Source organism: Pseudomonas sp. MAG002Y (genome assembly GCF_019400845.1).
Taxonomy (GTDB): Bacteria; Pseudomonadota; Gammaproteobacteria; order Pseudomonadales; family Pseudomonadaceae; genus Chryseomonas; species Chryseomonas luteola.
Map to the genome: position 1 here is coordinate 44,452 of NZ_WOEJ01000002.1, position 12,995 is coordinate 57,446.

Genomic DNA, 12,995 nt, shown 5'->3' on the forward strand with positions numbered 1-12,995 from the left:
TGTCAGGCGCCTTTTTTGGTTTCTGGCCTAGCGTGACTCTAACCGTACCTGATAGCAGTCACCGCTCAATGGCTCGATCACGATGCGGACCGGGCAGAACCGCTGGATGACCTCGGCATTGCTACGCAAATGCTCAGACGCATATAGACACGTAAAACGACCACTGCCTGCCAACAACAGGGGGAGCAAGAGCTGGTCCGCCAGATGTTCGCCTACGGCAGCGCCGCTGCGCTCGAAGGCGAGCAGTTCATCAATGGCAAGATTGGCGACTTGTTCTGCCCTTACGCGGCTTTGCCCGAACGCAGCGAACACCTCGGTAACCGCCTCGTACTGTTGCTCGATTAGCACTACATTTCCGGGCCCCTGCGCCTTCTGTAGCTGAACGGTATGCAGGTTGTCCTGAGACCAGCCCAAACGTTGTGTTACTTGGTTCAGCTCGCGCGTGCCTATCGACTCGGGCAGGCCTGCCAGAAGCGCTTGCGCCTGCTGGCTGACCAATTGACCACGGTCTTCCAATATCAGCGGACTCAACCTGCTGGGTTGGATCACTACCGTCATCTCACCTCCACCCGCAGGAGCAAAGCCATGACGGATGAGGTCCAGCTCTATATGGGCGCCCATCCGTTTCAGTAGCGGCAGCCATGCTTTTTGCAGGAAGTCGACTGGCGGTGCAGCAGGGTTGTGCGTTCCGCCTTTCAGTCTCAGGCGACTGGGAGCAGGTGCCTTGAGCAGGGCGGGCAACACGGTCTGCAGGACAAGTACACAGCTGCCTGCCGTGCTGATGGCAAATTCATAATTACCACCCTTGATTGCGCCAGGCTGAAAACGCAGGCTCAGCGAGCTCAGCTCCGCACCCTCAAGCGTTGCATCGCATATCGCGGCGGCCGCTTGCACGGCTGTCAGGTGCTGGCGAAGCAGGCCAGGGCGGCTCCGCTTCGCATGAATATTGATGATACTGAACGGCTGGCCCGTGATCATGGACAGGCTCAAGGCGCTACGCAGGATCTGACCACCGCCGATCGACCCGTCCAATTGTAGTTCTTCCATGGTTAAAACCTTCTTTGTCGTGCAGTTCAATCTGCTTTCATTCGTCCAGTGAAGCTGATCAGCCTTTGACGCATACCACCTGACGCAGGGTGTGCACCACTTCCACCAGGCTGCGCTGGGCTTCCATTACACGGTCGATGTCTTTATAGGCCATCGGGATTTCATCGATGACGTTGGCATCCTTTCGGCATTCCACATGTGCGGTAGCGCGTACCTGGTCCTCGACCGTAAACAGGTTCTTAGCCTTGGTCCGGCTCATGGTTCGTCCGGCGCCATGGCTGCAGGAACAGAATGACTCCTCATTGCCCAGGCCGCGAACGATAAAGCTCTTGGCACCCATGGAGCCGGGAATGATGCCCAATTCGCCCTTCTTGGCTGATACCGCCCCTTTGCGGGTAATCAGTACCTCCTGACCGAAATGCTGTTCTTTCTGCACGTAGTTATGGTGGCAGTTGACCGCTTCCAGGTTTGCCTCAAACGGCTTGGTGATGACCTTTCGGGCCGCATCGATCACTGCGTGCATCATCAGGGCGCGGTTCTGTTTGGCAAAATCCTGCGCCCAGGCGACAGCCTCGACATAATCGTTGTAGTGCTTGCTGCCCTCCTCGAAGTACGCCAAGTCTTTATCGGGAAGATTGGCAATGTGCTGTTGCATGTCTTTTTTTGCCAGCTCAATGAACAGGTTCCCGATGGCATTACCTACCCCGCGCGAGCCGCTATGCAGCATGAACCAGACCCGCTGGGCTTCGTCCAGGCAGACCTCGATAAAATGGTTCCCGGTACCTAGGGTACCCAGGTGGTTGCGGTTGTTGGTCTTTTCCAGTTTCGGGTATTTATCGGTAATGGCCTTGAAACGCTTGGCCAGGCTGGACCAGGCATGATCGGCCATATCAGGTACGTTCTGCCAGGCACCCTGGTCGCGGCGGCCAAAAGTCTTGCCATGGGGGACGGCCTTTTCGATGGCGCTGCGTAGCGGTTGCAGGTTGTCAGGCAGGTCTGAAGCCATCAGGGACGTACGCGCCGCAATCATGCCGCAGCCGATGTCGACGCCCACCGCCGCAGGGATGATGGCGCCCACAGTTGGGATAACGCTACCGATAGTGGAGCCTTTACCCAGGTGGACATCCGGCATTACTGCCAGATGCTTGAAGATGAACGGCATCTTGGCTGTATTCATCAGTTGCTGTTTGGCATCGCCTTCGACCGGGACGCCTTCGGTCCACATCTTGATAGGCTTGCCGTTGGCTACTTCAAGAAGCTGATAGTTCTGCTTGTCCATTTCTACGCTACTCCATGGGTTGTCTGTGAGATGCAGGCAAACACGCTGCAACCTTCATATCCCTGGATATAGCAGAGGGCGTGCCATTGTTTTAAAAGCGCTTGTCTTTAAACTTAACTTATTGAAATTTAGGGATTTTATTGAAATTTTTTTGAGAGAGGGCTGCTTGGTCTCTTCTGATTTACGATATTTTTATCTATCACTCTATATATTTATATAGCAATGGCTTCTCTCTATCTTACGTCTCATGATTTAGTCATCCGGCACCCTAAGATGACGCCTCTGTTCGTTCATCAGCCGACCAGCTGTCGGTAAAACTTATCTCGGGCAGTTGCTTTACAAGAAATTAAGATGGACTATTGTGGTATGACGACATACAGCATATAGCTATCGTCTAGAGTCACATTTAAGGTTTTATTGCGTAGTTTTGTTGTAAGCGGCAATTCCATACTAATAAAAACAGGAAGCTGGTATGACAACTAAGTCTATTCTGCAGGCTAGATCTACATGGGTGACAGGCGCGTTGTTGCTGGCAGTCAGCACGAGCAGTCTGGCAGCCCATATGCGCGAAGTGGCGACGTCCGGCTGGGCAACCCAGAACGGTGGTACACGTGGAGGCTCTGCCGCCATGGGAACCGATATCTATACTGTACGTTCTGCCACCGAGCTCAAACAGGCGCTAAGTGCAAACGCTGCAAGCAGTGGGCGCATTATCAAGATTGTCGGAACGATCGATATCAGTGACGGAAAACCCTTTACCAGTACGAGCGACATGGCCGAACGCGGCCTGCTGAATGTTCCGGGCAATACGACCATTATTGGTTTGGGCAAGCAGGCCGGTATTGTGGATGGGTTCTTCATGATCAAGCAGAACAACGTGATCATGCGTAATCTCACGATCGAAAATGCCTGGGACCCTTCGCCTACCTGGGATCCGGATGACGGTGATCTGGGTAACTGGAATTCGGAATTCGATGGCGTCACGATCAGCGGTGCCAGTAACGTCTGGCTCGATCATCTGACCTTTACGGACGGCGGGCGCCTGGACGATCCGAATGAGATCGGCAATGGTGTTCATATCCAGCATCATGACGGCGCTCTTGATGTAGTGTTGGGTGCGAACTACGTCACTGTATCCAATACCGTATTCAAACTGCACGACAAGAACATCCTGATCGGTAACAGCGATAGCCGCGGCACTACTGATAGCGGCAAGCTGAAAGTCACTATCCACAATTCGGTTTTTCAGGATGTAGGCCAGCGCGCTCCACGGGTACGGTTCGGGCAGGTGCATCTGTACAACAACCTTCATCTTGGTAGCGCCAAGGACGCTGTTTATCCCTTTGTTTACGCCCACGGAGTAGGTAAGTCCTCCGCCATTCTCTCGGAAGCTAATGTCTTCGCGATTTCCGGTATCAGCGGGTGTGAACAGGTAACGGCCAATTGGGGTGGCACGGTTTACAAGGATGTCGGTTCGCTCATCAATGGTCGGAAAATGACCTGCTCGTGGGATCCGAATATCGGTTGGGCTCCGCCGTATCGATACACCAGGTTACCAGCTTCACTCGTACCGCTTGCCGTACCCGTGAGAGCCGGTGCAGGCAGGATCAACTTCTAGCGAGCCAGCGTTCGTCTCGGTTGGCTTTAAACATCCTTTTGAACATTAAATGCCTGAGCGTTATGGCTCAGGTGTTTCTCGAAGATGTTTTTGTTCAGCCTAATACCAATATGCCGGTATTTAGATTGTTAGATTTATAAATGAGTGGCAGTGAACCCAACGTAGGAAAAACAAGATGAAGATGAAGTGTGGGCAACTCAAGGTATTAACGTTGAGCGCGGGTCTGTTGATGTCTGTCATGGCCTCGAGCAGCTTTGCCGCCGACGTACTAGAAGCCGCCAGTACCGGCTGGGCTACGCAGAATGGCGGTACGAAAGGCGGCGCGGCGGCGGCGTCGGTCAATGTCTACACCGTACGCAATGCAACAGAACTCAAGAATGCGCTGAAAGCCTCCGCCAGCAGCCGTATCATCAAGATCTCCGGCAAGATTGATATCAGTGACGGCAAGGCCTACACCACGACCAGCGACATGAAAAGCCGCGCACAACTGAACGTACCGGCTAACACGACCATTGTGGGCCTGGGCTCTACTGCGCAGATCGTTAACGGGTTTTTCATGATCAAGGAAAATAACGTGATCATGCGCAACCTGACTATCGAGAACCCATGGGACCCAGTGCCGGTCTGGGATCCGGATGATGGTAGTCTGGGTAACTGGAACTCGGAGTTCGATGGCGTCACCATCGAAGGGGCGAATAATGTCTGGATTGATCATCTGACCTTTACTGATGGCAGCCGTCCGGATGATCCAAACGAGATCAAGAACGGGCGACATGTACAGCATCACGACGGTGCGCTGGATGTGAAGAAGGGCGCGAACTACGTGACCATCTCCCATACCATCTTCAAGCTGCACGACAAGAATATCCTGATCGGCTCCAGTGATAGCGCCAGCTCGACGGACAGCGGAAAGCTCAAAGTCACCATTCATAACTCGATCTTCGAAAACGTTTCTCAGCGTGCCCCACGTGTGCGTTTCGGGCAGGTACATCTGTACAACAACCTGCATGCCGGCAATACGAAGGATCCCGTCTACCCGTTCTACTCGGCCCATGGTGTCGGCAAGTCTTCAGCGATTCTGTCCGAGGCCAATGCCTTTAACATCAGTGGTATCAGCAGCTGCGACAAGGTCACTGCGCAGAACGGCGGCTCTGTCTACAAGGACGTTGGTTCATTGATCAACGGCGCCACGATGAGCTGTTCCTGGGACGCCAATATTGGTTGGACGCCCCCTTATAAGTACACCAAGATGGCCGCTTCGCTGGTAGCTTCCAGCGTTCAGTCTTCTGCTGGCGCAGGCAGAATCAGTTTCTGATTGACTGCTGACGATTCTGGCCCCTCTGGTGCTTTTGCTAGAGGGGTTTCTTGTCTACCACACAAGCCGTTGTGCGTCGTTTATCGGCCTGCATGTCATGGAACCTCGACGCGTCGACAGACGAAAGCAGAGACGCTACTCATTTTGGTTGAGAGCTATCTTTAGAAATCTAAAAATTCCAATATGACATTATTGCAGTGAAACTCATTTGCGTTGAGCCTGCGTGCGCGTTACAGACACTAAACAGTAAGGACGTGTACATGACCATGAAATCAGGCTCGCTCAAGAAGCCGGCTTTACTGGGCGCAGGCGTGGTGCTGTTGACCGCGGCCGCCAGCACCTTTGCAGCGGATATGCGTGAGGCGGCCAGTACAGGCTGGGCTACGCAAAACGGGGGAACCAAGGGTGGCGCAGCTGCAGCCTCCGCCAATATCTATACCGTACGCACCGCCAATGACCTGAAGAACGCGTTGAAGGCCTCGGCCAGCAGCCGCATCATCAAGGTCTCTGGCAAGATCGATATCAGTGAAGGCAAGGCCTATACCAGTACCAGTGAGATGAAAAAGCGCGCTGAGCTGGTTGTGCCTGGTAACACCACAATTGTGGGTCTGGGCTCTACTGCGCAGATCGTCAACGGGTTTTTCATGATCAAGGAAAACAACGTGATCATGCGTAACCTGACCATCGAAAATCCATGGGACCCCACACCGGTTTTCGACCCGGATGATGGCGATGCCGGTAACTGGAACTCTGAGTACGACGGCGTCACGGTACAGGGCGCGAGTAACGTCTGGATCGACCATATGACGTTTACCGACGGTAGCCGCCCTGATGATCCGAGCGAGATCAGGAAGGGTCGCCATGTGCAGCATCATGACGGGGCGCTGGACGTGAAGAAGGGCGCCAACTACGTCACCATCTCCAACACCGTGTTCAAGCTGCACGACAAGAACATCCTGATTGGCTCCAGCGACAGTGCCAGCTCGACCGACAAGGGCAAGTTGAAGGTCACTATCCATAACTCGGTCTTCGAGAACGTTACGCAGCGTGCGCCGCGTGTACGGTTTGGTCAGGTTCACCTGTACAACAACCTGCACACAGGTAACACAAAGGACGCGGTCTATCCGTTCTATTCCGCCCATGGAGTAGGCAAGTCATCGGCTATCCTGTCCGAGGCCAATGCCTTCAACATCAGCGGCATTAGCAGTTGTGACAAGATCACCGCCAAGAATGGCGGCTCTGTCTACAAGGACGCCGGCTCGCTGATCAATGGCGTTTCCATGAAATGCTCATGGAATTCCAATATCGGTTGGACGCCTCCTTACAAATACACCAAGATGGCGGCTTCCCTCGTGGCCTCCAAGGTGCCTTCCGAGGCTGGCGCAGGCAAGATCAGTTTCTGACCCGTCTGACCGCCATCTGCCTTTAAGGGGGTGGCGGTTTTTTGCCTATCTTCTCGCCTTTTCTATCCCTTCCTGTCTGGCATGCTGCTTTGCGCGCGATACATCCATTTGCATGCTTAGCCATCTAAATAGTTAATAATTATAACGTTCGATAATCGATCGTTAAGTCCGTTAATGTCTTGACGGTAGGCAGGCTGACGTCAAGTATCCAAAAGGCAAGCACATAGAGATGAAGCCAACGGCATTCATCCAAAAGTTAATAATAAAAACAATATGGGGCTAGTCTATGTTCATTCGTACCGATTCACCCGCTTACCCTGCGTTATTCACCTTCTGTTTTCATACCGTTTTTCGGCTACCTCGGCACGTTAACGACGTGTCGCTGCTCTCCGGCTGACCAAGACCTTTCGTTTTCCAGCACTGATCCACAACAACAATAAACAGGTATCGGTCATGTCCTTATCGCTTTCCTGGCGTGCCGGCGCGCTGGCGCCCTCATGCCTTGCTGTTGCGTTATCTGGAGTTTCCCTGGCGGCTCAGGCTGCCCCTTCGGTGGTACTGGAGCAGTCACGTCCTGCGCCGCTCGATAATGCTCTGGAAAAAGCACGTCCTCTACCACCCGGGCCGCCTCGCTGGGCGGAGGACTATCGGTTTCTGGACGATGCGTCCAAGCGGAGCGACTTTTTTGATCCGCTCCGTTATCAGCGGCTGTCCGATTCAGCCTGGGTCCAGTTTGGTGCGGAAGCGCGCTACCGGGCGGATACCATCAATAACCCCGTCTTTGGGCTGCGTGGTGTGAACAAGGATTCCTACACTCAGCAGCGGCTTCAGGTCCATGGTGATCTGCATCTCTTGGATGACCAAGTCCGTGCGTTCGTCCAGCTGGAAAACACCCGGGCTTGGAACAAGGCGCTTTACGGGCCGTATGACCAGAGCAGGACGGAGCTGCATCAGGCCTTTATCGACATCAATACCAATACCCTGGGCGGGCGGCTGATGACGCGGGTAGGGCGCCAGGAGCTGGGTTACGGCAACCAGGCGTTTGTTACCTACCGTGATGCACGCAATATCCGGCTCAATTTCGATGGGGTACGCCTGAGCTATTCCCGTCCCGGCGGCTACAAGCTCGATGCCTTTGGCTTGCGTCCCGTCGAGACAGGCGAAGACAGCTTTGATGATGGCTCCAACAATAACGTCAAGTTTTATGGGTTGTACGGCACGCTACCGCTGACAGCCATCCTGAAAATGGATGTATACGGATTTGGCCTGGAAACCAACGAGCGCACCCTGGATGGGCTGACCGGAAGCGAAAAGCGCTACACCGGAGGCGTGCGGCTGTTTGGTAAGCAGGCCGGTTGGGACTGGACATGGGATCTGGCCTACCAGGGTGGTCATCTGGAAGGGGCGCGTATTCGTGCCTGGGGTATCAGCAGCGAGACGGGATATACCTTCAGGCAGCCCTGGAAGCCACGATTGGCGGTGCGTTTCGATGCAGCCAGCGGTGATGACCGCTTTGGTGATGACAAGATTGGCACATTCGACCCATTGTTTCCCAAGAATGGTTTCTATGGAGATTCGGGGCTGACCACCCTTTCGAACATGTATCTGATCGGCCCGCTGCTGACATTCGCCCCACGCCAGTATCTGCAGCTGGAAGCCGGTGCCTTTGCCGTCTGGCGTGAAAGCACCCGCGATGGCGTCTATCTGCCGGGCATGTCCTATGTGCCGGGAACGCCCAACAGCTCATCGCCCAAAACGGGCAACCTGTTTCGCAACAATCTGCGCTGGCTACCGACCGCCAACCTGACCGTGGACCTGGAATACAGCTATTTCCAGGCGGGTAAGGCCGTGCGGCAGGCCGATGGCTCAGATACCCACTTCGGCATGGTTTCAACAACGTTCCGTTTCTGATGCGCCTGACCCATGAGGAGGTTTCGCTATGACTACGCTCGGGATGGCTGATGCCCGTACACGCCTGACCATAGGGTTGTGCTTTGTAGTGGCTCTGCTGGAGGGAATGGATCTGCAGGCCATGGGCATCGCAGCGCCCAGTATGGCTGCCGCGTTTGGCTTCAAGCCGGCGCAGATGGGGCTGGTCTTTAGTGCCAGCATTCTAGGCTTGCTGCCGGGGGCCTTTTTAGGAGGTTGGTGCGCCGATCGGATCGGGCGCAAAAAAGTGCTGATTGCCTCGGTTGTGCTGTTTGGTCTCTTTTCGCTGGCCAGCGCTCATGTCTGGGATATGCAGAGCCTGTTGATCGCACGCTTCATGACCGGCATCGGGCTGGGTGGGGCGTTACCCAACCTGATTGCCCTGTCCTCCGAGTCGGCCGGCGAGCGTGCCCGTAATACAGCGGTAAGCCTGATGTATTGCGGCGTACCGCTGGGTGGTGCGCTGGCGGCCATTGTCGGTCTGCTGGAAACCGGTCTGGGCTGGCGAACAGTATTTTATGTAGGAGGCTTTGCGCCGCTTCTGGTGGCGCCCCTGCTGGGCGTGTATCTGATGGAGTCATCGGCGTTCGTCAAAAGCCGGCAGGCGGCCCGGGCAACCGAGCAGTCCATTCGCACCTGGGATGGCCTCTTTCATCAGGTAAGGGCATCCACCACGTTGATGCTGTGGGTCAGCTACTTTTTTACCCTGACGGTGATGTACATGCTGCTCAACTGGCTGCCGTCACTGCTGGTCGGGCAGGGGTTCAGCCGCAGCCAGGCCGTGACGGTTCAGATCCTGTTCAATATCGGTGGCGGTATCGGCTCGGTCCTGTTCGGTCTGCTGATGGACCGCTGGAAACCCCGGATTGTCGTGGTCGCCATCTACGCCGGTATCTTGGCCGGACTCGCGGGGCTTGGGCTTTCGAGCAGCTTTGCCGGGGTCATCATGGCGGGATTCCTGGCGGGCCTCTTTGTAGTAGGCGGCCAGTTGGTGCTGTATGCGCTGGCGCCTCTGGTGTATCCGGCGGCCGTACGAGCGACCGGGGTGGGCTCAGCCGTGGCGATAGGACGATTAGGCGCCATGGCCGGCCCGCTCCTGGCCGGTCAGGTACTGGCCATGGGCGGCGCGGCATCGACCCTGGTCATCGCAACAGCCCCCGGCGTGCTGATCGCTGCGGCGTCTGTGCTCTGCCTGCTCAACCGACAGGCCGCCAAGCCGGTCAGCACAGGTGTGCTGGCAGGTGAACCGGCTCATTAAGGAGAAACCATGTTCAGATCTCTATGGGTAGCCGCCTTGTTGACGGCTAGCACGTTACTGTCAGGCGTCTCGCTGGCAGAGGAAGCACGGGAAAAGCCTGCCTTTGATCCGCCGCCGCTTGGGTTGGAAAGATTGGCCCGGTTTGAGGTCGATCTGACGGCGCCTGTCTGGGAGCTTGGCAAGACGAGCGAGCTGGGCAAGCGCCGAATCATCCCGATTACCGGTGGCCGCTTTGAGGGGCCATCGTTCAAGGGAGAAATTCTTAACAACGGCGCAGATTGGCAGGTCGTGACCGACGATGGGCTGGCCATCATCGATACACGCTATCTGCTCAAGACCGATGACGGCGCGCTTGTTTACCTGCAAACCAAGGGGTACCGCTACGGTCCGCCAGAGGTGATGAAGGATGTGGCCGCCGGAAAGCCTGTCGATCCGAGCAAATACTTTTTCAAGGTCACGATGACATTTGAAACCAGCGCCGAGAAGTATGACTGGCTCAATCGGGCCATCGGCGTTGGCAGTGCCATGCGCCTGGGCAAGGCTGTGGTGTATGACGCCTATCTTCTCAAGTGATTGATTGGATTAACTATTTGGATGACGCCTCAAAACATGCCTATAGGAGACCGGATCTTGGCGGCATAGGAGGGGCATAAATAATGGTAAAAAGCTAAAAATAGTTAATTGACATAACTATTTTTCTGCCTTAGCTTGGACTCACAAGAAGCACAACAACAAGGGTTCCGCCATGAGCAATTACGAAGGTCGCTGGAAAACGGTAGAGGTGAAGGTCGAAGAGGGCATTGCCTGGGTGACCCTTAATCGTCCCGAAAAGCGCAACGCCATGAGCCCGACGCTGAACCGGGAAATGCGCGAGATTCTGGAAACGCTGGAACAGGATGCCGATGCCGGGGTAGTGGTACTGACCGGGGCCGGCGATGCCTGGACGGCAGGCATGGACCTCAAGGAGTACTTCCGCGAGGTGGATGCAGGCCCTGAGATTCTTCAGGAAAAAATCCGCCGTGAGGCCTCCGAATGGCAGTGGAAGCTGCTGCGAATGTACAGCAAGCCGACCATTGCCATGGTCAACGGCTGGTGTTTTGGCGGAGGCTTCAGTCCACTGGTGGCCTGTGATCTGGCCATTGCCGCCGATGAGGCCACGTTTGGTCTCTCCGAAGTCAACTGGGGTATTCCGCCTGGCAATCTGGTGAGCAAGGCGATGGCGGATACAGTCGGCCATCGTGAGTCGCTCTATTACATCATGACAGGGCGTACCTTCGATGGGGTCAAGGCTGCCCAGATGGGGCTGGTCAACAAGAGTGTCCCGCTGGCGCAGTTGCGCGAGGAAACCGTCACCCTGGCGCGTGAGCTGCTTGAAAAGAATCCGGTGGTGCTGCGGGCGGCCAAGATCGGCTTCAAGCGCTGCCGTGAACTCAACTGGGAGCAGAACGAAGACTACCTGTACGCCAAGCTTGACCAGGCTCGCCTGCGCGATCCCGAGCATGGCCGTGAAGAAGGCATGAAGCAGTTCCTCGATGAGAAAAGCATCAAGCCGGGTCTGCAAACCTACCGTCGTTAAAACGCCGGATACCCTTGCGCCTGTGTAGCCACTGAGCTGCCCAGGCGGGCGTTCGAACGTATGCTGTTATGTGCAGCTCCTGACAATTACAAAAACGAGGATCGCATCATGTACGAGGTTTCCCTACTGATTGGTGGCCGTCACGTGCAGGCTTCCAATGGGCGTCAGTTCGAGCGTCGCAATCCGCTGACCGAGCAAGCCGTCACTCGCGCAGCCGCAGCCAGCCTTGAAGACGCTGATGCTGCTGTCGCGGCGGCCCAGGCAGCGTTCCCGGCCTGGGCGGCGCTGGGCCCTAATGAGCGCCGGACACGCTTGCTCAAGGCCGCTGAACTCATGGCCAGTCGCGCGGATCAGTTCGTGGCGGCCGGACAAGGCGAGACGGGCGCTATGCCCAACTGGTATGGCTTCAATGTCCATCTGGCCGCAGGCATCCTGCGTGAGGCGGCCTGCATGACAACCCAGATCACCGGACAGATCATCCCTTCCGATCTGCCTGGCTCGATGGCCATGGCGGTGCGCCAGCCCTGTGGCGTGGTCGTCGGCATCGCACCATGGAATGCGCCGGTCATCCTGGCGACCCGTGCGATCGCCATGCCGCTGGCCTGCGGCAATACTGTAGTACTAAAAGCCTCCGAACTGTGCCCGGCCGTGCATGCCCTGATCGGTGATGTGCTTCATGAAGCCGGGCTGGGTGACGGAGTGATTAACGTTATCCACAACGCACCAGAGGATGCGCCGGCTATCGTCGAGCGACTGATTGCAAACCCGGCGGTACGCCGCGTCAATTTCACGGGCTCCACAAGAGTAGGCAAGATCATCGGGAAGCTGGCAGCGCGCCATCTCACCCCGGCGGTGCTGGAGCTGGGCGGCAAGGCGCCGCTTCTGGTGCTGGACGATGCGGACCTGGATGCTGCGGTAGAGGCTGCTGCCTTTGGTGCTTTCTTTAACCAAGGTCAAATCTGTATGTCGACCGAGCGGCTAATCGTGCACGAGTCCATTGCCGATACGTTCGTGAGCAAGCTGGCCGACAAGGCCAGAACGCTGCTTGCAGGCGACCCGCAGGCTAGTACCTCGGTCCTGGGGGCGTTGATCGACCGGGCCCCGGCCGAGCGCCTGCAAACCCTGATGGATGACGCCCTGACCAAGGGCGCACGTCTGGCGGCAGGCGGAGAGATCAATGGCTGCCTGATGCAGGCCACTGTGATCGATGGCGTAACGCCCGACATGAAGCTCTACCGCGAAGAGTCCTTTGGCCCGATGGTGTCAGTCATTCGGGTAAAGGACGACGAAGAGGCGCTGCACGTGGCCAACGACTCCGAGTACGGCCTGTCTGCCGCCGTGTTCAGCCGCGACGTGAACCGCGCTCTGGGGCTGGCTCAGCGGATCGAGTCCGGCATCTGCCATATCAATGGGCCGACAGTGCATGACGAAGCCCAGATGCCGTTCGGCGGTGTGAAAGGCAGCGGCTATGGCAGTTTTGGCTCGGCGGCTTCGGTCGAGCATTTTACCCAGCTGCGCTGGATTACGCTCCAGACAACTCCCCGACATTACCCCATCTGAACCCACGCTA

General features: G+C 56.3%; 10 protein-coding genes. 8 read left to right on the forward strand and 2 right to left on the reverse strand.

The annotated features are described in order from the left end of the window. Positions 1–27 precede the first annotated feature (27 nt). Together rtcA and GM154_RS03220 are read right to left on the reverse strand one after the other, a co-directional pair. Positions 28–1,047, reverse strand: coding sequence for an RNA 3'-terminal phosphate cyclase (gene rtcA, locus GM154_RS03215; protein WP_219650978.1), 1,020 nt, complete (start codon positions 1,045–1,047; stop codon positions 28–30). 58 nt (positions 1,048–1,105) lie between these two features. Then, the gene (locus GM154_RS03220; protein ID WP_074821825.1) at positions 1,106–2,326 is read right to left on the reverse strand and encodes an RtcB family protein; all 1,221 of its coding nucleotides are present in this window, start codon (positions 2,324–2,326) and stop codon (positions 1,106–1,108) included. Between the two features lie 472 nt (positions 2,327–2,798). Here GM154_RS03220 and GM154_RS03225 point away from each other — a divergent pair, with 472 nt between their 5' ends. The 8 genes from GM154_RS03225 to GM154_RS03260 all read left to right on the forward strand — a co-directional run bounded on the left by GM154_RS03225 (position 2,799) and on the right by GM154_RS03260 (position 12,985). Beyond that, positions 2,799–3,944: a polysaccharide lyase family 1 protein gene (locus GM154_RS03225; RefSeq protein WP_219650979.1), complete on the forward strand. Its 1,146-nt coding sequence runs from the start codon at positions 2,799–2,801 to the stop codon at positions 3,942–3,944. A gap of 175 nt (positions 3,945–4,119) precedes the next feature. After that, positions 4,120–5,259, forward strand: coding sequence for a polysaccharide lyase family 1 protein (locus GM154_RS03230; RefSeq protein WP_219650980.1), 1,140 nt, complete (start codon positions 4,120–4,122; stop codon positions 5,257–5,259). Positions 5,260–5,519: 260 nt separating this feature from the next. Then, positions 5,520–6,662 (forward strand): polysaccharide lyase family 1 protein, encoded by a 1,143-nt coding sequence (locus GM154_RS03235; RefSeq protein WP_219650981.1) that lies wholly within the window; start codon positions 5,520–5,522, stop codon positions 6,660–6,662. 453 nt (positions 6,663–7,115) lie between these two features. Further along, positions 7,116–8,573, forward strand: coding sequence for an alginate export family protein (locus tag GM154_RS03240; protein WP_219650982.1), 1,458 nt, complete (start codon positions 7,116–7,118; stop codon positions 8,571–8,573). Between the two features lie 28 nt (positions 8,574–8,601). Next, the gene (gene mhpT / locus GM154_RS03245) at positions 8,602–9,849 is read left to right on the forward strand and encodes a 3-(3-hydroxy-phenyl)propionate transporter MhpT (protein ID WP_219650983.1); all 1,248 of its coding nucleotides are present in this window, start codon (positions 8,602–8,604) and stop codon (positions 9,847–9,849) included. Between the two features lie 9 nt (positions 9,850–9,858). Continuing rightward, positions 9,859–10,422, forward strand: coding sequence for a DUF3237 domain-containing protein (locus GM154_RS03250; RefSeq protein ID WP_010795914.1), 564 nt, complete (start codon positions 9,859–9,861; stop codon positions 10,420–10,422). Positions 10,423–10,594: 172 nt separating this feature from the next. Next, a complete protein-coding gene (locus GM154_RS03255; RefSeq protein WP_010795913.1) occupies positions 10,595–11,425 on the forward strand; it encodes a p-hydroxycinnamoyl CoA hydratase/lyase in 831 nt (276 codons plus the stop codon). A 108-nt stretch (positions 11,426–11,533) separates the two neighbouring features. Further along, a complete protein-coding gene (locus GM154_RS03260) occupies positions 11,534–12,985 on the forward strand; it encodes an aldehyde dehydrogenase (protein ID WP_219650984.1) in 1,452 nt (483 codons plus the stop codon). The last annotated feature ends 10 nt before the right edge of the window (positions 12,986–12,995 follow it).

Coding starts and splice junctions, on each gene's coding strand:
- rtcA (WP_219650978.1), bottom strand. CDS start 1,047: ATGGAAGAACTACAATTGGACGGGTCGATCGGCGGTGGTCAGATCCTG.
- GM154_RS03220 (WP_074821825.1), bottom strand. CDS start 2,326: ATGGACAAGCAGAACTATCAGCTTCTTGAAGTAGCCAACGGCAAGCCT.
- GM154_RS03225 (WP_219650979.1), top strand. CDS start 2,799: ATGACAACTAAGTCTATTCTGCAGGCTAGATCTACATGGGTGACAGGC.
- GM154_RS03230 (WP_219650980.1), top strand. CDS start 4,120: ATGAAGATGAAGTGTGGGCAACTCAAGGTATTAACGTTGAGCGCGGGT.
- GM154_RS03235 (WP_219650981.1), top strand. CDS start 5,520: ATGACCATGAAATCAGGCTCGCTCAAGAAGCCGGCTTTACTGGGCGCA.
- GM154_RS03240 (WP_219650982.1), top strand. CDS start 7,116: ATGTCCTTATCGCTTTCCTGGCGTGCCGGCGCGCTGGCGCCCTCATGC.
- mhpT (WP_219650983.1), top strand. CDS start 8,602: ATGACTACGCTCGGGATGGCTGATGCCCGTACACGCCTGACCATAGGG.
- GM154_RS03250 (WP_010795914.1), top strand. CDS start 9,859: ATGTTCAGATCTCTATGGGTAGCCGCCTTGTTGACGGCTAGCACGTTA.
- GM154_RS03255 (WP_010795913.1), top strand. CDS start 10,595: ATGAGCAATTACGAAGGTCGCTGGAAAACGGTAGAGGTGAAGGTCGAA.
- GM154_RS03260 (WP_219650984.1), top strand. CDS start 11,534: ATGTACGAGGTTTCCCTACTGATTGGTGGCCGTCACGTGCAGGCTTCC.